General features: G+C 60.9%; 20 protein-coding genes and 1 tRNA gene. 6 read left to right on the top strand and 15 right to left on the bottom strand.

Going from position 1 to position 21756, the window contains the following annotated elements:
• The first annotated feature begins 44 nt into the window (after nucleotides 1-44).
• Nucleotides 45-1505, top strand: coding sequence for a phosphatidylserine/phosphatidylglycerophosphate/cardiolipin synthase family protein (locus tag FGF54_RS11380; protein WP_142779705.1), 1461 nt, complete (start codon nucleotides 45-47; stop codon nucleotides 1503-1505).
• Between the two features lie 49 nt (nucleotides 1506-1554).
• A complete protein-coding gene (locus FGF54_RS11375; RefSeq protein ID WP_078051654.1) occupies nucleotides 1555-2400 on the top strand; it encodes an endonuclease/exonuclease/phosphatase family protein in 846 nt (281 codons plus the stop codon).
• A gap of 46 nt (nucleotides 2401-2446) precedes the next feature.
• Here FGF54_RS11375 and FGF54_RS11370 read toward each other — a convergent pair whose 3' ends face one another.
• The 4 genes from FGF54_RS11370 to FGF54_RS11355 all read right to left on the bottom strand — a co-directional run bounded on the left by FGF54_RS11370 (nucleotide 2447) and on the right by FGF54_RS11355 (nucleotide 8322).
• Nucleotides 2447-2650 (bottom strand): hypothetical protein, encoded by a 204-nt coding sequence (locus FGF54_RS11370; protein ID WP_065655566.1) that lies wholly within the window; start codon nucleotides 2648-2650, stop codon nucleotides 2447-2449.
• Between the two features lie 291 nt (nucleotides 2651-2941).
• Nucleotides 2942-6136, bottom strand: coding sequence for an efflux RND transporter permease subunit (locus FGF54_RS11365; RefSeq protein WP_020809338.1), 3195 nt, complete (start codon nucleotides 6134-6136; stop codon nucleotides 2942-2944).
• Between the two features lie 131 nt (nucleotides 6137-6267).
• The gene (locus tag FGF54_RS11360) at nucleotides 6268-7458 is read right to left on the bottom strand and encodes an efflux RND transporter periplasmic adaptor subunit (protein WP_142779704.1); all 1191 of its coding nucleotides are present in this window, start codon (nucleotides 7456-7458) and stop codon (nucleotides 6268-6270) included.
• A gap of 57 nt (nucleotides 7459-7515) precedes the next feature.
• Entirely contained in the window at nucleotides 7516-8322 is an 807-nt protein-coding gene (locus tag FGF54_RS11355) for an alpha/beta hydrolase fold domain-containing protein (RefSeq protein WP_142779703.1), read from the bottom strand.
• A 147-nt stretch (nucleotides 8323-8469) separates the two neighbouring features.
• Here FGF54_RS11355 and FGF54_RS11350 point away from each other — a divergent pair, with 147 nt between their 5' ends.
• Nucleotides 8470-9369 carry a LysR family transcriptional regulator gene (locus FGF54_RS11350; protein WP_003522616.1) on the top strand — a complete coding sequence of 300 codons (900 nt, stop codon included), beginning with the start codon at nucleotides 8470-8472 and terminating at the stop codon, nucleotides 9367-9369.
• 9 nt (nucleotides 9370-9378) lie between these two features.
• Here the strand turns inward: FGF54_RS11350 and FGF54_RS11345 are convergent, their stop codons facing one another.
• The gene (locus FGF54_RS11345; protein WP_142779702.1) at nucleotides 9379-10278 is read right to left on the bottom strand and encodes a LysR family transcriptional regulator; all 900 of its coding nucleotides are present in this window, start codon (nucleotides 10276-10278) and stop codon (nucleotides 9379-9381) included.
• A 191-nt stretch (nucleotides 10279-10469) separates the two neighbouring features.
• Between FGF54_RS11345 and FGF54_RS11340 the strand changes: the two genes are divergently transcribed.
• Nucleotides 10470-11651, top strand: a complete 1182-nt coding sequence (locus FGF54_RS11340) for an MFS transporter (protein WP_142780222.1) — start codon at nucleotides 10470-10472, stop codon at nucleotides 11649-11651.
• A gap of 61 nt (nucleotides 11652-11712) precedes the next feature.
• Nucleotides 11713-12546, top strand: a complete 834-nt coding sequence (locus tag FGF54_RS11335) for an aldo/keto reductase (RefSeq protein WP_065655562.1) — start codon at nucleotides 11713-11715, stop codon at nucleotides 12544-12546.
• Nucleotides 12547-12696: 150 nt separating this feature from the next.
• Here FGF54_RS11335 and FGF54_RS11330 read toward each other — a convergent pair.
• Nucleotides 12697-12771, bottom strand: a tRNA-Gly gene (locus FGF54_RS11330).
• Nucleotides 12772-13156: 385 nt separating this feature from the next.
• On the opposite strand from FGF54_RS11330, the gene FGF54_RS27215 reads away from it, so the two are divergent.
• The gene (locus FGF54_RS27215; RefSeq protein WP_004443464.1) at nucleotides 13157-13378 is read left to right on the top strand and encodes a hypothetical protein; all 222 of its coding nucleotides are present in this window, start codon (nucleotides 13157-13159) and stop codon (nucleotides 13376-13378) included.
• Nucleotides 13379-13456: 78 nt separating this feature from the next.
• Here the strand turns inward: FGF54_RS27215 and dps are convergent, their stop codons facing one another.
• The 9 genes from dps to FGF54_RS11280 form a co-directional block, all read right to left on the bottom strand.
• The gene (gene dps, locus FGF54_RS11320) at nucleotides 13457-13945 is read right to left on the bottom strand and encodes a DNA starvation/stationary phase protection protein Dps (protein ID WP_059758872.1); all 489 of its coding nucleotides are present in this window, start codon (nucleotides 13943-13945) and stop codon (nucleotides 13457-13459) included.
• A 122-nt stretch (nucleotides 13946-14067) separates the two neighbouring features.
• Nucleotides 14068-14826, bottom strand: coding sequence for an ABC transporter ATP-binding protein (locus FGF54_RS11315; protein WP_142779701.1), 759 nt, complete (start codon nucleotides 14824-14826; stop codon nucleotides 14068-14070).
• Nucleotides 14823-15791: an iron chelate uptake ABC transporter family permease subunit gene (locus tag FGF54_RS11310; RefSeq protein WP_142779700.1), complete on the bottom strand. Its 969-nt coding sequence runs from the start codon at nucleotides 15789-15791 to the stop codon at nucleotides 14823-14825. The genes FGF54_RS11315 and FGF54_RS11310 overlap by 4 nt, the downstream gene beginning before the upstream one ends.
• Entirely contained in the window at nucleotides 15784-16749 is a 966-nt protein-coding gene (locus FGF54_RS11305; RefSeq protein ID WP_142779699.1) for an ABC transporter permease, read from the bottom strand. Before FGF54_RS11305 ends, FGF54_RS11310 begins: the two co-directional genes overlap by 8 nt.
• Nucleotides 16750-16825: 76 nt before the next feature.
• Nucleotides 16826-17761, bottom strand: a complete 936-nt coding sequence (locus FGF54_RS11300) for a siderophore ABC transporter substrate-binding protein (RefSeq protein WP_142779698.1) — start codon at nucleotides 17759-17761, stop codon at nucleotides 16826-16828.
• A gap of 359 nt (nucleotides 17762-18120) precedes the next feature.
• Entirely contained in the window at nucleotides 18121-18378 is a 258-nt protein-coding gene (locus tag FGF54_RS11295; RefSeq protein WP_003522606.1) for a hypothetical protein, read from the bottom strand.
• Nucleotides 18379-18505: 127 nt separating this feature from the next.
• Nucleotides 18506-20023, bottom strand: coding sequence for a tripartite tricarboxylate transporter permease (locus FGF54_RS11290; protein ID WP_020809148.1), 1518 nt, complete (start codon nucleotides 20021-20023; stop codon nucleotides 18506-18508).
• A gap of 106 nt (nucleotides 20024-20129) precedes the next feature.
• Nucleotides 20130-20624 carry a tripartite tricarboxylate transporter TctB family protein gene (locus tag FGF54_RS11285; protein ID WP_142779697.1) on the bottom strand — a complete coding sequence of 165 codons (495 nt, stop codon included), beginning with the start codon at nucleotides 20622-20624 and terminating at the stop codon, nucleotides 20130-20132.
• On the bottom strand, nucleotides 20621-21565 hold the full coding sequence (locus tag FGF54_RS11280) for a tripartite tricarboxylate transporter substrate binding protein (protein WP_020809150.1): 945 nt from the start codon (nucleotides 21563-21565) through the stop codon (nucleotides 20621-20623). Before FGF54_RS11280 ends, FGF54_RS11285 begins: the two co-directional genes overlap by 4 nt.
• Between the last annotated feature and the right edge of the window lie 191 nt (nucleotides 21566-21756).

Below are 21756 nucleotides of genomic sequence, written 5' to 3'. Positions count from 1 at the left end.
CTGCCTGTCATTGCGAGATTGCCGAAGTACTCTATAGTTGTACCATGCTCGATCTCGTCATTGCCTATTGGCCGCATATCCTTGCCGTTCTCTCGATTTTGATGGGAACCGTGGCCGCCGTGCATGCCACGATGACGAAGGAGGAGGTCCGCTCCGCGCTCGGTTGGGTCGGCGTCATCGTGCTGTCGCCCATCGTCGGCGCGGTCATCTATGCCATTGCCGGCATCAACCGCATTCGCCGGTCCAATATCACCCAGCAGCGGTCCTTCATGCAGGACGAGATCATGGATCGCGTGGCGCGTCTGGATGCGAGCGGCGACATGATCGCTGCGCGCTTCGGACGCCGGTTCGAGGCGATGAAGACGCTGGGCGACCGGGTGACGCGCCATGCGCTGACGACAGGCAACGGCATCGAGCCGCTGGTGACGGGGGATGCCGCCTATGCCGCCATGCTGGGGGCCATCGACGAGGCGAAGCGGTCGATCATTCTCGAAACATATATTTTCGACAATGACCGGATCGGCGCCCGCTTTGTCGCGGCGCTCGAAAGGGCGAAGTTCCGCGGCGTGGAGGTGCGGGTGCTGGTGGATGCGGTGGGTGCGCGTTACTCGGTGCCGAGCATCCTGCCGACGCTCAGGGAAAAGGGCATCGTCTGCGATGTCTTCAACGGCAATGTCATCATGGGGCTGCGGCTGCCCTATGCCAATCTGCGCACCCACCGCAAGATCCTCGTGGTGGACGGGCGCATCGCGTTCAGTGGCGGCATGAATATCCGCGAGGGGTTCACCCAGGAATTCGGCGGCGAAAGCCAGTCGCACGACACGCATTTCAAGATCACCGGGCCGGTCGTATCGGATTTTTTCTCCATCGCGGCGGAGGACTGGCGTTTCACGACGAAGGAACTGCTGGACACGCCCGTCTGGGATATCGCCATTCCCGATGGTGTGCCGGGTTCGCAGATCGTGGCGCGCGTTTCCTCCTCGGGACCGGATAAAAGCATCGAGACCAGTCACAAGATGCTGATGGGTGCGTTTTCCGTCGCCCGTTCCTCCATTCTCATCATGTCGCCCTATTTTCTCCCCGATCGGGAGCTTATTTCGGCGCTCATAACCGCAGCAAGGCGGGGAGTTGTTGTCGATATCATCGTGCCGAAAAGCAACAATCTGGTGCTTGTGGACAGGGCGATGACGGCGCAGTTCGACCAGATGTTGAGGAATTACTGCCGCATCTGGCGGGCGACGGGGGCTTTCAATCACTCCAAGCTTCTGGTGATCGACGGGCGCTGGAGCTACATTGGCTCTTCCAATCTCGATCCGCGTTCGCTGCGGTTGAACTTTGAGATCGATCTCGAAGTTATGGATGAGGAATTCGCCGCGACAATCGGCGAGCGCATCCGGGATGCACGGGCAACCGCCTTGCCCGTGCGGCTCAGCGAACTGAATGCGCGGCCATTCGTTGTCCGTTTTGTGGAGCGTGTCCTGTGGCTCGCTTCGCCTTATCTTTAGAGTGCGGTGCGCCCGGCAGGGTGCTGCGCGAGACCGGAGGCATCGACGCGTGAAAAAGAACGGTTTGCTGGATGATGAAAAAACGGCTTTGACGAAAAACACCAGCCTGTCCGCCTTCGTCATGCAGTCGCTGCGCGACCGCCGCCAGCGCCAGAATGCGGCGCCAGCGACGAAAGATCATTCCTTCCCCGTCATCGCCTCCTACAATGTGCATAAATGTGTCGGCCGCGACCGCAAGTTCGATCCCGATCGCACCAGCCGCGTCATTCAGGAAATCGGCGCTGACATCATCGCCCTTCAGGAAGCGGACAGCCGTTTCGGCGAGCGTACCGGTCTGCTCGATCTCGCGCGGCTGGAGCGGGAAAGCGGCCTCATTCCCGTGCCCGTGCAGGCCGGCGTGAAGGCGCATGGCTGGCACGGCAATGTCGTGCTGTTCAAGGAAGGCGCGGTCAGGGATGTGCATACGCTGAAATTGCCGGGGCTGGAGCCGCGCGGCGCGCTCGTCGTGGAGCTGGATCTAAAGCGGGGCGGCACGCTGCGGGTCATCGCCGCCCATTTCGGGCTTCTCAGACATTCCCGCGCCCAGCAGGCGAAAGCGTTGATCAGCCTTCTCGAAGCGCGCAACGAATGCGCGACCATCCTCATGGGAGACCTGAACGAATGGCGTCTCGGCAACGGGTCGTCGCTCAATACGTTCCGGGATGCTTTTGGCGCTTTGCCGCCGGCCGTGCCGAGTTTTCCGTCCAACCTGCCGGTGCTGGCGCTCGACAGGATCATCGCCAATCGTGAAGGACTGATCGAGCAGGTGGAGGCGCATGACAGCGCACTGGCGCGCATCGCCTCGGATCATCTGCCGCTGAAGGCGGCGGTGCGGACCGACCTGCTGCCGGCCTGATCCGGTCGCGTCATGGTGTGCCTCATAAAGGCGCCAAAAGGCCGGATTAAACCCGTTGCGCCACCGTCATGTGGCTGCGCGAGCGCGCTTCAAGCAACGACGTGCGAATGGCTTCCATCAGCCGCTCGCGATTATTTCTGGTCTTGCCTCTGTCGAGATTTTGCGCGGCAAGCGCGAGATCGAGACCCTCATGCATCACTATCGAATAGGCAACGGTCGTTGCCCAGTTTTCGTAGTCCTGCTCCATCATGTCGCCCCTGAACTAAATCATTTAGTCCGAATCACCCTGTTCTTTAAAAATACCACAAAATACAAAGCATAAAATAGAATTGTTTCTTTTGATGTTCATCAATATGGCTGGATATATTGCATTTCTGACGCCTCCGATGCGGCGTAAATTATCTAGTGTTGCCTTGTAAGTATTTGAAACTGATTCTATTTCAGAAAACCCGCATGAACGTTTTGTGTCATAAAAAACGCCGCGCATCGGGGGATGCGCGGCGGGCTTGCTTTGAAGGTGGCGGTGGATGGGAGTGCGGTCTCAGCCGGCCTTTTCGAGCTTGTAGTCCGAATTGGCCGGTTCTTCCTGCTTGTGCTGGATGAGCGGACGATTGCCCGCCAGCCTGCGCACCAGCACGTAGAAGACCGGTGTCATGAAGATGCCGAAGAACGTTACGCCGATCATGCCGGAGAACACCGCGACACCCATGGCCGCACGCATTTCCGCACCTGCACCGGTGGAGACGACCAGCGGCACCACGCCCATGATGAAGGCGAGCGAGGTCATCAGGATCGGGCGCAGGCGAAGCCGGCTTGCCTCGATGGCCGCCTGAAGCGGCGTTCGTCCTTCGAATTCCAGCTCCCGGGCGAATTCCACGATCAGGATCGCGTTTTTCGCCGAGAGACCGACAAGGACGACAAGGCCGATCTGCGTAAAGATGTTGTTATCCCCTCCCGTCAGCCAGACACCCGTGAGGGCCGCAAGCACACCGAGCGGGACGATCAGGATGATCGCAATCGGCAAGGTGAGGCTTTCATATTGCGCGGCGAGCACGAGATAGACGAGCAGCAGCGCCAAGGGGAAGACCACGATGCTGGAATTGCCGGCCAGAATCTGCTGGTAGGTCAGGTCCGTCCATTCGTAGTCGACGCCTGCGGGCAGGGTTTCGGCAAGGATTTTTTCAATCGCCGCCTGTGCCTGTCCCGAGGAGAAGCCCGGCGCCGGACCGCCGTTGATATCGGCCGCAAGGAAGCCGTTATAACGGTTGGTGCGCTCCGGCCCCGTCGTCGCATTTACCTTCAAGAGCGTCGACAGTGGGATCATCTGACCCGATGCGGAGCGAACCTTCAGGCGGCCGATATCTTCGGCATGCGCGCGGAACTGGGAATCCGCCTGAACCCGCACGCTGTATGTCCGTCCGAAAGCATTGAAGTCGTTGACATAGAGCGAGCCGAGATAGATTTGCAGCGTCTGGAAGACGTCGCTGACGGAGACACCCAGCTGTTCCGCCTTGGCGCGGTCGAGATCGGCGAAGAGCTGCGGCACGTTGATCTGGTAGCTGGAGAAGATACCCGCCAGCTCCGGCGTCTGATAGGCCTTGCCGATCACTGCCTTCGTCGCTTCATCCAGCGTCTGGTAGCCGTAGCCGGCGCGGTCTTCGATCTGCAGCTTGAAGCCGCCCGTCTGGCCGAGACCGTTGACCGGCGGCGGCGGGAACATGGCGATGAAGGCATCCTGAATGCCCGCATATTTCTGGTTCAGCTGCATGGCGATGGCGCCGCCGGACAGTTCCGGTGTCTTGCGCTTTTCGAAGTCATCGAGAACCGCAAAGACGATGCCGGAATTAGAGCCGATGGTGAAGCCGTTGATCGACAGGCCGGGGAAGGCGATGGCGTGGCTGACGCCGGGTGTTTCGAGCGCGATGTCACTCATCCGCTTGATGACGCTTTCGGTGCGGTCGAGCGTTGCGCCGTCCGGAAGCTGGGCGAAGCCGATCAGGTACTGCTTGTCCTGCGCCGGAACGAAGCCGCTCGGGACGGTGGTGAACATGCCGTAGGTGGCGGCCACCAGCGCCATATAGACCATCATGACAAGGCTCTTGCGCGTCACCAGCCCGCCCACGGTCTTGCCGTAGCCGTTGGAGGCGGCACCGAAGGCGCGGTTGAAGCCGCGGAAGAACCAGCCGAGGATCTTGTCCATGAAGCGGGTCAGCCAGTCTTTCGGTGCGCCGTGCTCCTTCAGCAGCAGGGCTGCCAGAGCGGGCGACAGCGTCAGCGAGTTGATCGCCGAAATGACGGTGGAGATGGCGATGGTCAGTGCGAACTGCCGGTAGAACTGGCCGGACAGGCCGGAGATGAAGGCAAGCGGCACGAAGACGGCGACCAGAACCAGCGCAATCGCGATGATCGGGCCGGAGACTTCGCGCATGGCCTTATAGGTGGCGTCACGCGGCGAGAGCCCGTTTTCGATGTTTCGCTCGACGTTTTCGACGACAACGATGGCGTCATCCACCACGATGCCGATGGCGAGCACGAGACCGAACAGCGTCAACGCGTTGATGGAAAACCCGAAGGCATACATGACGGCGAAGGTGCCGATGATCGAGACCGGAACGGCGATTAGCGGAATGATCGAGGCGCGCCAGGTCTGCAGGAAGAGGATGACGACAAGCACCACGAGGCCAACGGCCTCAAGGAGTGTATCGACAACCTTTTCGATGGACGAGCGCACGAATTTCGTCGTGTCGTAGACGATCTCGTATTTCACACCGTCAGGCATTGCCAGCTGCAGATTATCCATCGTGGCGCGGACATTGTCGGCGATTTCGATGGCGTTGGAGCCGGGAGCCTGCAACACGGCGACAGCCACGGCGGGTTCGCCGTCGAGCAGCGAGCGCAGCGTGTAATCGGCCGCACCGAGTTCGATGCGGGCGACGTCACGCAGGCGGGTGATTTCACCATTGGCGCCGCTCTTGACGATGATGTTGCCGAATTCCTCCGGCGTGGTCAGACGGCCCTGGGCATTGACGTTGAGCTGCAGGTCGACACCGTTCGGGCTCGGCGAAGCGCCGATGACGCCGGCTGCGGCCTGCACGTTCTGCTGGCGGATGGCGTCGGAGACGTCGCTGGCTGCCAGATCGTGCTCGGCCACCTTCTGCGGGTCGAGCCAGACGCGCATGGAATAGTCGCCTGCGCCGAAGACCTGCACCTGGCCGACACCTTCGATGCGGGCAAGCCGATCCTTGACGTTCAGCGTCGCATAGTTGCGCAGATAGGTGATGTCATAGGCGTCGGTCTTCGAGACGAGGTTGACGACCATGATGAAGTCGGGCGAGCTCTTGACGGTGGTGATGCCAAGTGCGCGGACTTCCGCCGGCAGGCGCGGTTCGGCCTGCGACACGCGGTTCTGCACCAGCTGCTGCGCCTTGTCTGGGTCGGTGCCGAGCTTGAAGGTGACGGTCAGCGTCAGCACGCCATCGGACGTCGCCTGGCTTCCCATATAGAGCATGTCCTCGACGCCGTTGATCTGTTCTTCCAGCGGTGTCGCGACGGTTTCGGCGATAACGGTCGGGTTCGCGCCGGGATAGGTGGCGCGCACGACGACGGATGGCGGAACGACTTCGGGATATTCCGAAATCGGCAGGGCGCGCATGCCGAGTAGGCCTGCCACCACAATCAGGATCGACAGAACGCCGGCGAATACCGGCCTGTCGACAAAAAATCTGGAAATATTCATATCCAGTCCCTCTCCGGGTCTTTGGGAATGCGAAGGCCGTTCCGGCGGCAATCCTGCCGCCGGTGAAGGCCGGTTCTGTCTGAAGGGGCGTCTCGCGAAAGCGCGGGACGCTTGCTGATCAAAGAGGCGGGTTACTGCGAAGCAGCAACCTTGTCTTCCGCCTGCGGTGCGATGGTCGCGCCGGGGCGAATGCGCTGCAGACCGTTGACGACGATCGTATCACCGGCGGCGAGGCCGCTTTCGATGATGCGCTGGCCATCGGCCGGTGCGCCCGGCTTGATCTGGCGATAGCTCACCTTGTTTTCGGCATCGACCACGAAGACGAAACGCTTGTCCTGATCCGTGCCGATGGCCCGGTCGCTGATGACGATGCGGTTCTCCGGCTTCGGTTCACCCATGCGTACCCGCACGAACTGGCCCGGAATGAGCCTGCCGTCCGGATTTTCGAAGACGGCGCGGACACCGATGGTGCCGCTTGCCGAATCCACCTGGTTGTCGATCAGGTGCAGCGTGCCCTTGATCGGCGTGCCCTCATCCGAAAGCGTGCCGATTTCCACCGGGATCTGTTCGAGGGCGGGCAGGGCGCCGTCCGTCTGCGGCAGTTCGGCAAGCGCCTTGGCCACGACGCCTTCGCTGGCGTTGAAGCTGGCATAGATCGGGTTGATAGATACCAGTGTCGTGAGCGCCGGCGAGGTCGAGCCGGCGGCGACGAGGTTGCCGGCGGTGATTTCGATGCGGCCGACGCGGCCGGAAACCGGGGCGAGGATTTCGGTATAACCGAGATCGAGCTGAGCCGTGGTCAGCGCTGCGCGGGCGGCGCGAAGCTGGGCTTCGGCATCCGCAAACGAGCTTTGACGCTGGTCGAGATCGCTCTGGGAGATGGTGCGATTGTCGGAAAGCCTGCGGCCGCGGTCGAGTTCCGTTTTGGCAAGGCTGACCTTGGCTTCGGCGGAAGCAACCTGGCCTTCAGCACCCGCAACGGCGGCCTGATAAGGGGCCGGATCGATGGTGAAGAGAGGATCGCCTTCCTTCACCAGCGCGCCTTCGCGGAAATGCACGGCCTTGATCTGGCCGGCGACGCGGGATCGGATCTGCACCCGGTCAACGGCTTCGAGACGGCCGGAAAACTCTTCCCAGCGCATCACGTCGCGGCTTTCCACCTTGGCGACGGTAACCGGGATTGCCGGTGTTTCGGCAGGCGTGGAGGCTGCCGTTGCATCGCGGCTGGTGGGGAGGTCGAAAAACAGTGCTGCTGCTGCAACGGACATGGCAAGTCCGATGCCGGCACCCGTCAGGGCCCGGCGCTTTGTGTTCAGCGTCATGGGTATCTCCTTGGCCCCCCGATCGGGAGCAGGTCGTTCATAAATAAATGCGAATTTTCAGTGTTTTAACTGGTCAACGAAAGTCTTGAACTCCGAACAGACGGAGGAAACCCATCCGCCGCCCTCTCCTTTATAAAGCCCCGTCCAGCCGACGCCGGCGGGGAAAACATGCTGCCTAACGCTGACACCCGAGGCGATGAGGCGGTCTCCATAATTGACCGTTTCGTCGCGCAGAGGATCATCCTCGGCGGTAAAGATCAGCGCCGGCGCCACCCGGTTCAGCCGTGTGCACTGGCAGGGCGCGGCATAGGGGTGGAAAAACCCGCACGCCTTGGCAAGGTAATGGCTCCAGCCATCGGCCCAGCGCTGACGCATGCCGATCCTGTCCGCATCGCGGAAGGATTCCGTCGTCATCATCGGGTCGATCATGGGCGACAGAAGAATCTGGCCTGCGAGTTTGCCCGGCATGCGGTCGCGGGCCTTCAAGGCAAGCCCCGCCGCCACATTGCCGCCAGCCTCTTCGCCGGCCACGAACAGCAGCGATTTCGCGCCGCCATAATGCTTGCGGTCCCGGCTCAGATGATCGAGCGCCTCATAGGCGCAGTCGATGACCATCGGAAACTCGTTGCCGGACGGCTTGCTGTAGTCGGCTTCCACGACCACTGCGCCGCTTTCCGCAAGCGCGCGGGCCACCGGAAGCTCCGGGCAATTGCCGCCCGGCTCAAGGCCGGGTTCCAGAAACGATCCGCCGCGCAGATAAAGCACGACAGGCGGATGGCTGCAGAGGCAGGAACCTTCATAACGGCGCACGGAGAGCTTCGACGCGGACGTCTCGCTACCCATATTTTCCCAATGCGCGTTCATGAACCCAGATCCTTTGCGCCGCCACCAATAAGCGGATCATATTGCAAAATCTGAAATCCATATTATTGTTCGGATCGAAACGATCAAGCATGCAAATTTGAAAACACTATTCCGAAATAACGGATAATCATATCTCCGAGGCAGTGAATGGATCAGCTCTCCGCCATGCGGGTTTTTACGCGGGTCGTGGAAACCGGCAATTTCAGCCGCGCCGCCACCGCGCTGAACATGCCGAAAACCACTGTTACCAATATGGTGCAGGCGCTGGAGGCGCATTTGCACACCACACTTCTCAACCGCACCACGCGCCGGGTGATGCTGACAACGGACGGCGCTCTCTATTATGAGCGGGCCTCACAGATTTTGTCGGAAATCGAAGAACTTGACGGTAGCATGTCCAGCGCGCAGGTGCAGCCCTCCGGCCGGTTGCGGGTGGAAATGGCCGGTGTCTTCGCGGACCTGGTGGTTATCCCACATCTTTGCGAATTTTACCAGCGTTATCCGCAAATCCGTCTCGATCTCGGTGTCGGCGACCGTCTGGTCGATTATATCGCGGAGAATGTCGACTGTGCGCTGCGGGTCGGCGTGCTGCGCGATCAGTCGCTGATTGCCCGTAAAGTCGGCGAACTGCGGTTCGAGACATTCGCCTCGCCGTCCTACATCGAGAATTTCGGCATGCCGCAAGAACCGGAGGATCTGGAGAAGGAGCATTATTCGGTGGGCTACCTCAATGCCACCACCGGCCAGATCATGCCGGCCTCCTTCGACAATGGCGTGCGCAGCGTCGAGCTGACCCCGAATTATGTCGTCTCGGTCAATGACAGCCGCACCTATCTCAATGCCGCGCTGGCCGGCATGGGCATCGTGCAGCTTCCCGTCTTCATGGTGAAGGATGCGCTTTCGCGGGGCGAGCTGGTGCCGGTGCTTTCCGAATGGCGGCGCGAGGCCATGCCGATCTATGTGGTCTATCCGCAGACCCGGCATGTAACCAACAAGGTCCGCGTTTTTGTCGACTGGCTGGCCAAGCTGGTGCACGGTCTGGTCTGAGGCGGCCAGTCACCGCCCGACCCTTGCTGCGACAAAATCGATGAAGGCGCGAACGCGGGCGGCCAGATGTTCGTGACCGGCATAAACCGCGTGGATCACTTCCATCTCCTCTGCATTATAGTCTTCCAGAACCGGCATGAGCAGGCCCGCCTCTATATCCGGCTCGATATGAAATTCGCCGACTCTTCCCAGCCCCAGGCCCGTCAGGCAGAGCCTTCGCATGGCCATGCCGCTGTTGATCGAGACATTGCCCGTTACGGGCAGTCGGTAAACTTCGGTAGAACCGGGGTTGCGAAACGCCCATTCATTGAGGCTGCGGCTGAAATTGAAGCTGAAGCAATTGTGCCGCGCCAGATCCTGCGGTTTTTCCGGCATGCCGTGTCGTTCGATATAGGCGGGGGAGGCGACGATGACGCGACGGACTTCCTTCAGCTTTCTCGCCTTCAGGGATGAATCTCCCATCGCGCCCGAGCGGATGGCGATATCGGTGCGTTCCTCGATCAGGCTGATGACGCCGTCGGTCAGCGAGATATCCAGCTCGATTTCCGGATAAAGCGACAAAAATTCCGGTGCAAGCGGCAGGAGATAACGTTCGCCGAAGCCCAGCGTGGCGTTGACGCGCAAAAGGCCGCGCGGCACCACCTTGCCGCCGCTCGCCACGATCTGCTCGGTCTCGGCTATGTCGGCGAGAATGCGCCTTGCCCGCGCAAGATAGACTTCGCCCTCCGGTGTGAGCGTGACAAGCCGGGTGGAGCGGGCAAGCAGCCGGGTGCCGAGGCGGTCTTCGATGCGTGTGACAAGCTTGCTCACCGCCGAGGGTGAAAGCTTCAGCCTGCGCCCGGCGGCGGAAAAACTGCCGAGTTCGGCCGCCGCTACGAAGACTTCCATTTCTCCGGCCCTGTTGTCCATCGCCGCACCGCCTGTGAAATCAATTCAAAGGTATTTATCCGACCTTGCCGATTATCATGCAAGTCCCCTTCGCCCATATTGCGTCCATAGATTTGATCCAACCGGACAGCATCGCTGTCCAAATGATCCAACCGGACGGCATCGCTGTCCAGAACGCCCGCGATCCCGCTCCGGGCGAAGAGGTATTCGTCATGCCATTGGCTATATTTGCCCTGACGATCGCGGCCTATGCGATCGGCACCACGGAGTTCGTGATTGTCGGCCTTCTGCCGACGGTCGCGACCGATCTTCACATTACCCTGCCGCTTGCCGGCCTCATCGTCAGCGTTTATGCGCTGGGCGTCACCTTCGGTGCGCCGATCCTGACGGCGCTGACCGGCAGGATCGAAAGAAAGCCACTGCTGCTCGGCCTGATGGCCCTGTTCGTCATCGGCAACAGCGCTGCGGCCCTGTCGCCGAGCTATGAGATGCTGCTTGTCGCCCGCGTCATCGCCGCTTTCGCCCATGGCGTCTTCTTCTCGGTCGGCTCCACCATCGCCGCCGATCTCGTGCCGGAAAATCGTCGCGCTTCGGCCATTGCCATGATGTTCATGGGGCTGACGGTTGCCATCGTCACCGGCGTTCCGCTCGGCACCTATATCGGGCAGGTCTTCGGCTGGCGTGCGACCTTCTGGGTCGTTGCCGCCCTTGGCGTCATCGCCTTCTTCGGCATTGCCACGCTTCTGCCGAACACGCTCAAGAAGGCGCCGCCGGCGAGCCTCTTCGATCAGGTCCGTGTTCTCGGCTCCGGTCGCCTGCTCATCGTTTTCGCCATGACCGCGCTCGGCTACGGCGGCACCTTCGTCGCCTTCACCTTCCTTGCGCCGATCCTGCAGGATGTCACCGGCTTTTCGGAAAAGAGCGTCAGCCTGATCCTCGTGCTTTATGGCATCGCCATTGCAGCCGGCAATATCGGCGGCGGCAGGATCGCCAACCATAACCCGGCCAGGGCGCTGATCGGCCTCTTCCTGGCGCAGGCCATCGTGCTGCTCGTCTTTTCCTTCACCGCCTTCTCGCCGGTGCTGACGCTCATCACGCTTGCCGCGCTCGGCTTCCTGTCCTTCGCCAATGTTCCCGGCCTGCAGCTTTATGTGGTGCAGCTTGCCAAGGAACATCGCCCCGGCGCTGTCGATGTCGCCTCGGCGCTCAACATCGCCGCCTTCAACCTCGGCATCGCCATCGGCGCATGGCTTGGCGGTCTGGTGGTGGAAACGCCGATGGGTCTTGCCGCAACCCCGTGGGTCGGCGCCATCCTCGTCGCCGTGGCTCTGCTCTTGACCCTCTGGAGCAGCACGCTCGACCGCCGCGCCGCGCTGACCCTGAAAACCGCCTGAACTTTCCATAAAATTCCCGGCCGCTCCCAAGTCGGCCGGGCCACTTCAAAGGAGAAAATATATGTTTGATGTCACCGCAAATGGCGCGTCGATCCCGGCGCTGGGTTTCGGCACGTTTCGTATTCCCGGTGCCGATGTGCTGCGCATCGTTCCCCATGCGCTGAAAGCCGGTTTCCGCCATATCGATACCGCCCAGATCTACGGCAATGAGGCCGAAGTCGGGGAAGCTATCGCTGCTTCGGGTGTGGCACGGGGCGACGTGTTTCTCACCACCAAGGTCTGGGTCGAAAACTACAGGCACGATGCCTTCCTCGCCTCCGTGGATGAGAGCCTGAAAAAGCTGAAGACCGATTATGTCGACCTGCTGCTGCTGCATTGGCCGAACGAGGCGGTTTCGCTTGCCGAACAGATCGGTGCACTGAACGCGGTGAAGGAAGCGGGCAAGGTTCGCCATATCGGCGTTTCCAATTTCAGCACGGCGCTGATGGCCGAGGCGGTGAAGCTGTCCAAGGCCCCGATCGTGACCAATCAGATCGAATACCACCCCTATATCGATCAGGACGTGGTTATCGCCGCGGCAAAGGCCGCCGGCATGTCGGTGACGGGTTATTACGGCATGGCCGATGGCAAGGTGTTTACCGATCCGGTGCTGAAGGAAATCGCCGCAGGCCGTGGCAAGTCGGTGGCGCAGGTGGTGCTGCGCTGGCTCGTGCAGCAGCAGGGTGTCATCGCACTGTCGAAAACGGTCAGCGAAGCCCGCGTCGATGAAAATCTTGCCATCTTCGATTTCGAGCTTTCCGCCGATGAAATGGCGGCGATCCGCGCGCTTGCGAGACCGGATGGCCGCATCGTTTCGCCGGAAGGGCTTGCACCCGTCTGGGACAAGGCTGCCTGACAATGAGAGCCGGGGAGGGAACGCTCTTCCCGGTTTGCCCGTGCGTGGGAAGTCCTCGCGCATTTCGCGCGGCGATGCGCGTCACAGCCCATGGAAACGTCGCGTTTCACATCGGGTGCAGTGAAGATTTATCTGCCTGTTCTGGAAATTTGGAGCGGGCGAAGGGATTTGAACCCTCGACCCCAACCTTGGCAAGGTTGTGCTCTACCCCTGAGCTACACCCGCTCAAATCCACCGGTCCGGGGTAGTTCGCTGAACCGTGGGCCGCCGAAGCGGCGACGGGTGCTATATCGCTCAATCGTTTTTGGAATGCAACAGTTTCTTTTGCGGTTTCGGTGGAAATCCGCCTGTGTGCGGATTTATCTGAAATCTGGCGGCCATCACGGGCTGAAGCGCAGGGAATTTCCGCTGAAGATATTGTTTCAGCTGGGTTTTATCTCCCTGTCACGGGGGTGGCAGCCGGCGGGAAGGCCAGAAAATAACCTATTTACATTTGGTTAAAATCTGATTCGACAAGTGATTCGTTCGGGTGTACAAATTTCCTGTCCACGAAAAAATCGAAACGATATTGGGAACGATACTTGGCATATCATCATCGGGAGGATGAGCCTTGTCGTACGCAGCTTTTGAAAGAGTTGGCGCACAATTGTCGCCAGAGCAGATCACCGATCTACAGAATATTTTCGATGGCGTATGTTTCGAGTGCCTTCAAGATCGCAGCAGCCATGTTGCCAATGAGTGCGCAGCGGTTTTGATCCGAAGCGCCCAGCGCGGCATTCTCGACCATGAAATGTTGCGCGACATAGGGCTTGCGGTCTTACGTCGGCATTGATTGCGCCATTCCGTTAAAAAAAAGCGCCCGGGTATCTCGGGCGCTTTGCTGTTGGGAGAGGCGAGAGCCGTTTCCCGCTCAGCTCTTTTCCTGCACATGCGCTTCGAGGAACCACAGCGACTTGTCGAGATCGCGCGAGGCGGCGGTGAAGATATCCGCCGTCGTCGGGTCGCCGGCCTCGTCGGAATCGTCGATAGCCTTGCGGATCATGTTCGCGACTTCGCCATAACGCTCGATCAGTTCGTCGAGATGGTCGTGGATCTTGTAGATATCGGTCGGATAGGCCTTGAGCTTCGTCGTGGACGAGACGGCTTGCAAGCTGCCGAGTGCCGTGCCGCCAAGCTGAACAACGCGCTCTGCGATGGTGTCGCCATGATTGTCGAGTTGGGTGCGGAAAGTGTCGAGAAGTTCATGCACGGCGATGAATTGCGGGCCCTTGAGGTTCCAGTGCGCCTGCTTGGTGATGAGTGCAAGGTCGATCACCGAGGCCAGCGATTCGTTCAGAATGCCGATCACGGTCGACTTGGCGTTGGAAGGCAGGTCGTTCTTCGTCTTGTGCGTCTTCATCGATGTCTCCTGAAGTTGCGGACGGAATGCCGCTTTGGAAAAGTCCGTCGTTTAACGTCCGGGCCTGTGGCCCTGTTCCATGCTAAGCACCGGGACAGTAAAAATCCTGCACAATCATCATGTCATTCGTAAAACAGGCAGATGCGCCGGCCGTCTATCTCATTGACGCGGATCGGCATGTCATAGATGTCCTTGAGGACGTCCGGACGGATGATCTCTTCCGCCGGCCCCTGATGGCAGATGCGGCCTTCGCGCATGGCGATGATGGTGTCGGAATACCAGGAGGCGAAGTTGATGTCGTGCAGCACCAGAACCACGGTCTTCTTCAGCTCGTCGGCGGCGCGGCGCAGGATCTTCATCATGCCGGAGGCGTGTTTCATGTCGAGATTGTTGAGCGGCTCGTCGAGCAGCACGTAATCGGTATCCTGGCACAGCACCATGGCCACGAAGGCGCGCTGGCGCTGGCCTCCGGAAAGCTCGTCCAGAAACCGGCCGGCAAGGGTTTCGAGGTGCAGATATTCCAGCGCCCGGTCGATATGGACCTTGTCCTCGATGGTGGGGCGGCCCTTGGAATAGGGGTAACGGCCGAAACCGACGAGGTCGCGCACTGTCAGGCGTGAGGAGATGTGGTTGTCCTGCCGCAATATGGAGAGCCGCTTGGCCAGCGTATCGGAAGGGGTTTTCGTGACATCCAGACCGTCGACGGTCACCGTTCCGGCATCCATCGACATCAGCCTTGCGACGATGGAGAGCAGCGTCGATTTTCCCGCACCATTCGGCCCGATGATGGAGGTGACGCCGCCTGCCGGAATGGAGACGGAGACGCCATCGACGACGAGGCTGTCGCCATAGGATTTGCTGATCTGACTGGCGATGATCATCGCGCACCCCGCTTCAAAATAAGACCGATAAAGACGATGCCGCCGAGAAATTCGATGATGATCGAGAGCGCCGTATCGAAGGCGAAAACCCGCTCCAGCACCACCTGGCCGCCAACGAGGCAGATCACGGCAATGAGGATCGCCGCCGGCAGCACATAGGCGTGTTTGCCGTTGCCGGTGAGATAATGGGCAAGGGCTGCGACCAGCAGGCCGAAGAACATGACCGGGCCGACCAGCGCCGTTGAGACGGCGACCAGCACCGAGACCAGCACCAGGATGATGGTGACCGTGCGCTTATATTCAACCCCGAGGCTGATGGCCGTCGCGCGGCCGAGCGAGAGGACGTCGAGCGTGTGCATGAGCCTGAGCCCGATGATGGTCACCACGCCGATGATGATGGCGGAGACGGCAAGAAGCGTCGGATCGATGGAATTGAAGCTGGCGAACAGCACATCCTGCAGCACCGTATATTCATTGGGGTCCAGCACGCGTTGCATGAAGCCCGAGAGGCTGCGGAAGAAGACGCCGAAAACGATGCCGACCAGCACCAGAAGATGCAGGCTGCGTTCCGCGCCGACGAAAAGCCAGCGATAGAGCAGGGCGGAAAAGGCGACGAGCAGGCTGGTTTCAGCGAGAAACTTCAGTTGCGGATCGATCATGACGACGGTTGCCGAGCCGAAGACGAAGATCAGCCCGGTCTGCATCAGCACATAAAGCGAATCGAAACCCATCACCGAAGGGGTGAGGATGCGGTTGTTGGTGACCGTCTGGAACAGCACGGTGGAGACCGCGATGGCATAGGCCACCAGCAGCAGCGACAGAAGCTTGATGCCGCGAAACGGCAGCACGAAGCTCCAGCTGCCCTTGGCGCCCAGCGTCATGAAGGCAGCCATGGAGATGAGTGCGAATGCCGCAAGCACGAGCAGAACGGTTTTTGCACGCCGGTCGGGATGTCTCTCACGCATGGTGGCGTTTCCGCAGCAGGAGATAGAGGAACAGCGCGCTGCCAATGACACCGACCACGGTTCCGATGGGTATCTCGTAAGGCGCGCGCACGGTCCGGCCGATGATGTCGCAGGAAAGCACGAAGACCGCGCCGAGCGTCGCCACCCAGGGCACGGAGCGGCGCATATTGTCGCCGATCATCAGGCTGACGACATTCGGCACGATCAGCCCGAGAAAGGGGATCATGCCGACGGTGACGACGACGACTGCGCTGACCAGCGAGACGATGGTGAGGCCGAGCGCCATGACCCGGCGATAGTTCAGACCGAGATTGGTGGTGAAATCGCGGCCCATGCCGGCCACGGTGAAGCGGTCGGCGGCGAGATAGGCGGCGATGGCGAAAAGGAAGCCGATCCAGAGCAATTCATAACGGCCGCGCAGCACGCCGGAAAAATCCCCCGTCATCCATGCGCCCAGCGATTGCAGGAGATCGAAACGATAAGCGAAGAAGGTGGTGACGGCGGAGATGACGCCGCCCAGCATGATGCCGATCAGCGGCACCAGCAGCACGTCGCGCAGCGGCACTTGCCTGAGGATACGCAGGAACAGCGCGGTGCCGGCGAGCGCGAAGACGGCGGCCACCAGCATCTTGCCGAAGATCGGCGTATCCGGCGCCAGCAGGGTGACGGTGAGAAGACCGAGGCCGGCGGATTCGGTGGTGCCCGCCGTCGAAGGCTCCACGAAGCGGTTGCGCACCAGCATCTGCATGATGAGCCCGGCAATCGCCATCGAGCTTCCGGCCAGTATCAGCGCCAGCGTGCGCGGAATGCGGCTGACGAGCAGCACGCGCAGCGCGTCCGCGCTGGTATCAGGCGAAAAGAGCGTGGCGAGCGAGACATTGCTGACGCCGACGAACAGGCTGGTGATGGCGAGCACCAGAGCCAGAAGAAGGGCTGATATCAGTGAAAGGGACTTCACGTTGGCGGTTTCCGGAAAAGGCGAAAGCTCCCGGTAGCCTCAAGCCATCGGGAGCCCTGATGTTGTTCGGCAGGGGTTATTTCTTCTCGGAGACGGCCTTGTAGACCTGATCGAGCAGGGTGGAGAGCGCCGTATAACCGCTGCTGACGATATAGGCCGCCTGCGGATCGAGATAAACGATCTGCTTTTTCTTCCAGGCATTGGTCTGGTGCACCAGCTCGTTATCCAGCACCTGCGCGGCCGCCTTGCCGGGGTCGGTGGCGCGGCCGATGCCGGCATCGCGGTCGATCACGAACAGCCATTCGGGATTGACCTCGGCCAGATATTCGAAGGAGACGACATCGCCGCGGTCGAAACGGTCGTCGATGTCGGCTGCAACCGGCTTGAAGCCGATTTCGGTGTGCAGCCAGCCGGTGCGCGAACTCGGGCCATAAACGCCGACCTTGCCGGCATTGGTGACGAGGATCATCGCCGTGCCGGAATTGGGTGCGATTTCCTTCAGCTTGGCGACTTTTTCATCGATGGCGGCATCGAGCTTCTTGGCTTCTTCCTGCTTGCCGAAGATATCGCCGAGCTTGGTGATGTTGGCTTTGACGCTACCGATGAATTCCTTGGAATCCACCGACATGTCGATGGCGGGCGTGATCTTCGCAACGTCTGGATATTTCGCCCGCGAACGGCCGCCGACGATGACGAGATCGGCCTCGGCCGCATTGATCGCCTCATAATCGGGCTCAAACAGCGTGCCGACCTTCAGATATTTGCCATCGGCATATTTCTGCAGATAGGTGGGCAGGTTGGAGCCGACGACACCGGCGGGCTCGACGCCGAGCGCATCGAGATTGTCGAGCGAGGGAATATCGAGAACCAGAACCTTCTTCGGCGCCGCCTTCAGCACGGTTTCGCCCTGCGCGTGCTTGATCGTCATTTCTTCGGCACTTGCCGTCATCGCGCCGAGGCTGAAGGCCGCTGCCGCCAGCAGCCGAAGGGGGAAGGTGAAGTTGATGGCCACTGATATGTCCCTTGCACTATGTTCCGAGCCGGCGGAAGCGATCCCACCGGGTTAACTTGATGTTGGCGATCAGCTTTATTGGCAAGGTCGGCGGAAATCAAAATTATGTTTTAGAACGGTTCTGAATTGCGGTGAGCGGGAAAGGGGGAGCCGCGCGTAGCAAGACTCGTTGTGATCGCCGGACGTAGGACGCAGCCTAGCCACGACATCCGTCATGCCGGACTTGATCCGGCATCCAGCCGACGCGCGTCTGCGCGGCGATGAGGGTTCTTTCAGCCCAAGGACTTGGGCTGGCTGGATGCCGGATCAAGTCCGGCATGACGGGGTCTCAATAGCAGCAACAGGCAAGCAGGTTTCCATCAATCCGGCGGCCAGTCGCCGACGATTTCACGCCTCTCCAGTTTCAGCGACCGATCCGGTTGCACGCGGTAGGTTTCGATCGCCAGCCGCCCGTCGCCCATCACGAATTCATTGCTGAGCGTGCTGCCGATGGGGGATTTGGTGAGTTTGGTGCGCGGCTGTCCGCCATAGGTGATGCTGCCGGGAATGGGCTCGACATCGGGGGCGGTGGTGCAGCCGGCAAGCGCCAGAACCATCATGATCGCAATCGTGCGCATGTCTTTCTCCTGCGGTTGGCGCAATTCTATCATGGGCGTGCGTGCATCACACATCCCGTTGGCGTGAATAAAAAAGGCCCCGTATCCGGAGATACGGGGCCAGTTGCCTTGGGAGGCTCTTGGTTTCTCAGTCCTCGTTGGCGGCAAGCTGCGTCAGCACCTCGCCACGGCCGCGGATACGCATGATGAGCGGGATGATGAAGGCGGCGGCTGCCACGATGAAGAGACCAACGGCGATCGGCGAGGTGAACAGCACCGTCGGATCGCCCTGGCCGATGGCGAGCGCGCGGCGCAGCTGCTGCTCGGCGAGCGGACCGAGGATGAGGCCGACGACCGCAGGCGCAATCGGATAACCGAAGATGCGCATGATATAGCCAAGGATACCGAAGGCGAGCAGCATGCCGAGTTCGAAGACCGACGGGTTGGCGCCAATGGTGCCGAGCGTCGCAAACAGCAGGATGCCCGCATAAAGCCAGGGCTTCGGAATGGTCAGCAGCTTCACCCACAGGCCGACGAGCGGCAGGTTCAGAACCAGCAGCATCAGGTTGGCGATGAACAGGCTGGCGATCAGGCCCCAGACCAGCTGCGGATTGGTGGCGAATAGCAGCGGGCCCGGCTGAAGGCCATATTGCTGGAAGCCGGCGAGCATGATGGCGGCGGTCGCCGTCGTCGGCAGGCCGAGCGTCAAGAGCGGAACCAGCGTACCGGCGGCGGACGCATTGTTGGCGGCTTCCGGACCGGCCACACCTTCGATGGCGCCATGGCCGAATTCTTCCGGATATTTGGTCAGCTTCTTTTCGGTGGCGTAGGACAGGAAGGTGCCGATTTCAGCGCCGCCCGCCGGCATGGCGCCGATGGGGAAGCCGATCAGCGTGCCGCGCAGCCAGGCTTTCCAGGAACGTGCCCAGTCCTGCGCGCTCATCCAGACGGAGCCTTTCACGGCTTCGACCTTGTCTGGGCCGGTGCTGCCCTGGGCGACGATGAACAGCGTTTCGCCGATGGCGAACATGGCGACCGCAAGCGTCGTTACTTCGACGCCGTCGAGCAGGTCGGGAATGCCGAAGCTCATGCGGGTCTGGCCGGTCAGCTGGTCGATGCCGACGATGGCAAGCGCAAAGCCGATGAACAGCGAGGTGAGGCCGCGCAGCGCCGAATCCCCGAAAGCGGAGGAAACGGTGACGAAGGCGAGCACCATCAGCGCAAAATATTCACGCGGGCCGAAGACCAGCGCCAGCTTGACGATATAGGGCGCGATGAAGGCGAGAGCGATGGTGGCGATGAGGCCGGCGACGAAGGAGCCGATGGCGGCGGTGGCCAGCGCCGGACCGCCTCTACCCTTGCGGGCCATCTTGTTGCCTTCGAGCGCGGTCACGATCGAGGCGCTTTCGCCCGGCGTGTTGAGCAGGATCGAGGTGGTCGAGCCGCCATACATGCCGCCATAATAGATGCCGGCGAACATGATGAGCGAACCGGCGGGATCGAGCCTATAGGTAACGGGTAGAAGCAGCGCCACGGTCAGCGCCGGGCCGATGCCGGGCAGAACGCCGACGGCGGTGCCGAGCGTGACGCCGATCAGCGCATAGAGCAGGTTCATGGGTTGGGCGGCAACCTCAAGACCGTGCAGCAGGAATTCAAAGGTACTCATGGACAGATGTCCCCCAAGTGGACCCGATTGGCGGGCGGAACGGCTGGCTTTTGCGTCATCGCGCGCCAATTGTTCCTGTGATCTCGAATTGTGGTCGGAATGGCTGTTAGAACAACAGCCGTTCCAGAGGCCCGGCGGGCAGCGAAAGCTGCAGCAGCCGCGCGAAGATGAACCAGATGAAGAAGCTCAGGGCGATGCCGATGGGGATCGAATACCAGAGCTTGCGTTTGCCGAAGGCGCGCGCCGTAAAGGCGAAAAGCAGGCCGGTGGCAATGGAAAAACCCGCGACGTTGAGCAGCAACATCTGTGCGGCAAGGCCGGCGACGACCCAGATAACCGGGGCGATTTCCTGTTTGTCGCGTTCGGGAAAATCGCCGCGCCAGGCCTCAACGGCCGTCCACAGCGCCAGGCCGACAAGACAGAAGCCGATGGCATAGGGCACCGTCGCCGGGCCGACCGGCGAATAACCGGTGACGCTGGCGAGACGGGCGCTATCCCAGAAGATCACGCAGGCGATGATGACGAGGAAGATGGCGATCGCCAGCGCCGCCCAGTCAGGGCGGCGCTTTTGATGCTGCGAAGGGTTGGAACCCTGGCTCATTTTACCAGTCCGATGTCTTTGAGGATGGCGGCGGTGGCGTCGGTATCCTTGGCGAGCTGCGCCTTGAATTCGTCACCGGCGAGATAGGTGTCCATCCAGCTCTTGGTCTTCAGGGTTTCCTGCCACTTGGCGGACTTCACCAGCTTTTCGATGTCGGCATTGACGGCCTTTTCCTGCTCCGGCGTCAGGCCGGGAGGAGCGGCGACCATGCGCCAGTTCTGGACGACGACATCAAGGCCGCTTTCCTTCAGCGTCGGCGCATCGACGCCTTCCAGCTTCTCTTCGCTGGAAACCGCGAGCAGGCGCAGCGTGCCGGCCTTTACCTGGCTTTCGAATTCGCCGTAGCTCGAAATACCGGCCGTCACCTGCGAACCGAGGATCGAGGCGAGCGCTTCGCCACCGCCGGAATAAGCGATGTAGTTGATCTTGGTCGGGTCGACGCCGGCCGCCTTGGCAATCAGGCCAACGGCGATATGGTCGGTGCCGCCGGCGGAGCCGCCGCCCCAGGAAACGCTGCCCGGATCCTTCTTGAGCTGGTCGACGAGGTCGCCGATGGTCTTCAGCGGCGAGGATGCCGGAACGACGATGGCTTCATATTCGCCGGTCAGACGGGCGATCGGCGTTACTTCCTTAAGCGTGACGGGCGCGTTGTTGGTGAGGATCGCGCCGACCATCACGTAACCGCCGACGATGAGGGCGTTCGGGTTGCCCTTCTGCTGGCTGGCGAATTGTGCAAGACCGATGGTGCCGCCAGCGCCCGGTACGTTCTGCACCTGAACGCTCTTGGAAATGCCTTCTTCCTGCAGCACGGTCTGCAGGGAACGCGCGGTCTGGTCCCAGCCGCCGCCGGGATTGGCCGGCGCGATGATGGTGTAATCCGCTGCAACCGCCGGAAGAGCGATCACGCCCGCCAGAAATGTGCCGATAAGAAAATGTTTCACTTAGAAAACCCTCCTCAGGATGCCCTTTTGGGCGTCGTTTTTCGTTTATGCGGGGGGCTTTGAGGGCGCATCTGTCCGGCGCTGAAATAACAGCGCGGGGCCTTGGCGATCGTCCCAGATTTCCTCCCGCATCTTCTTCCGCCTCCACGGAATGAAGAAGGATTGCAGAGCATCACAAAAAGCTGTCATCT

Source organism: Agrobacterium sp. T29 (assembly GCF_006970545.1).
Classification (GTDB): Bacteria; Pseudomonadota; Alphaproteobacteria; order Rhizobiales; family Rhizobiaceae; genus Agrobacterium; species Agrobacterium leguminum.
The sequence above is the reverse complement of the archived record's forward strand: the minus strand, read 5'-3'. Positions and strand labels throughout refer to the sequence as shown.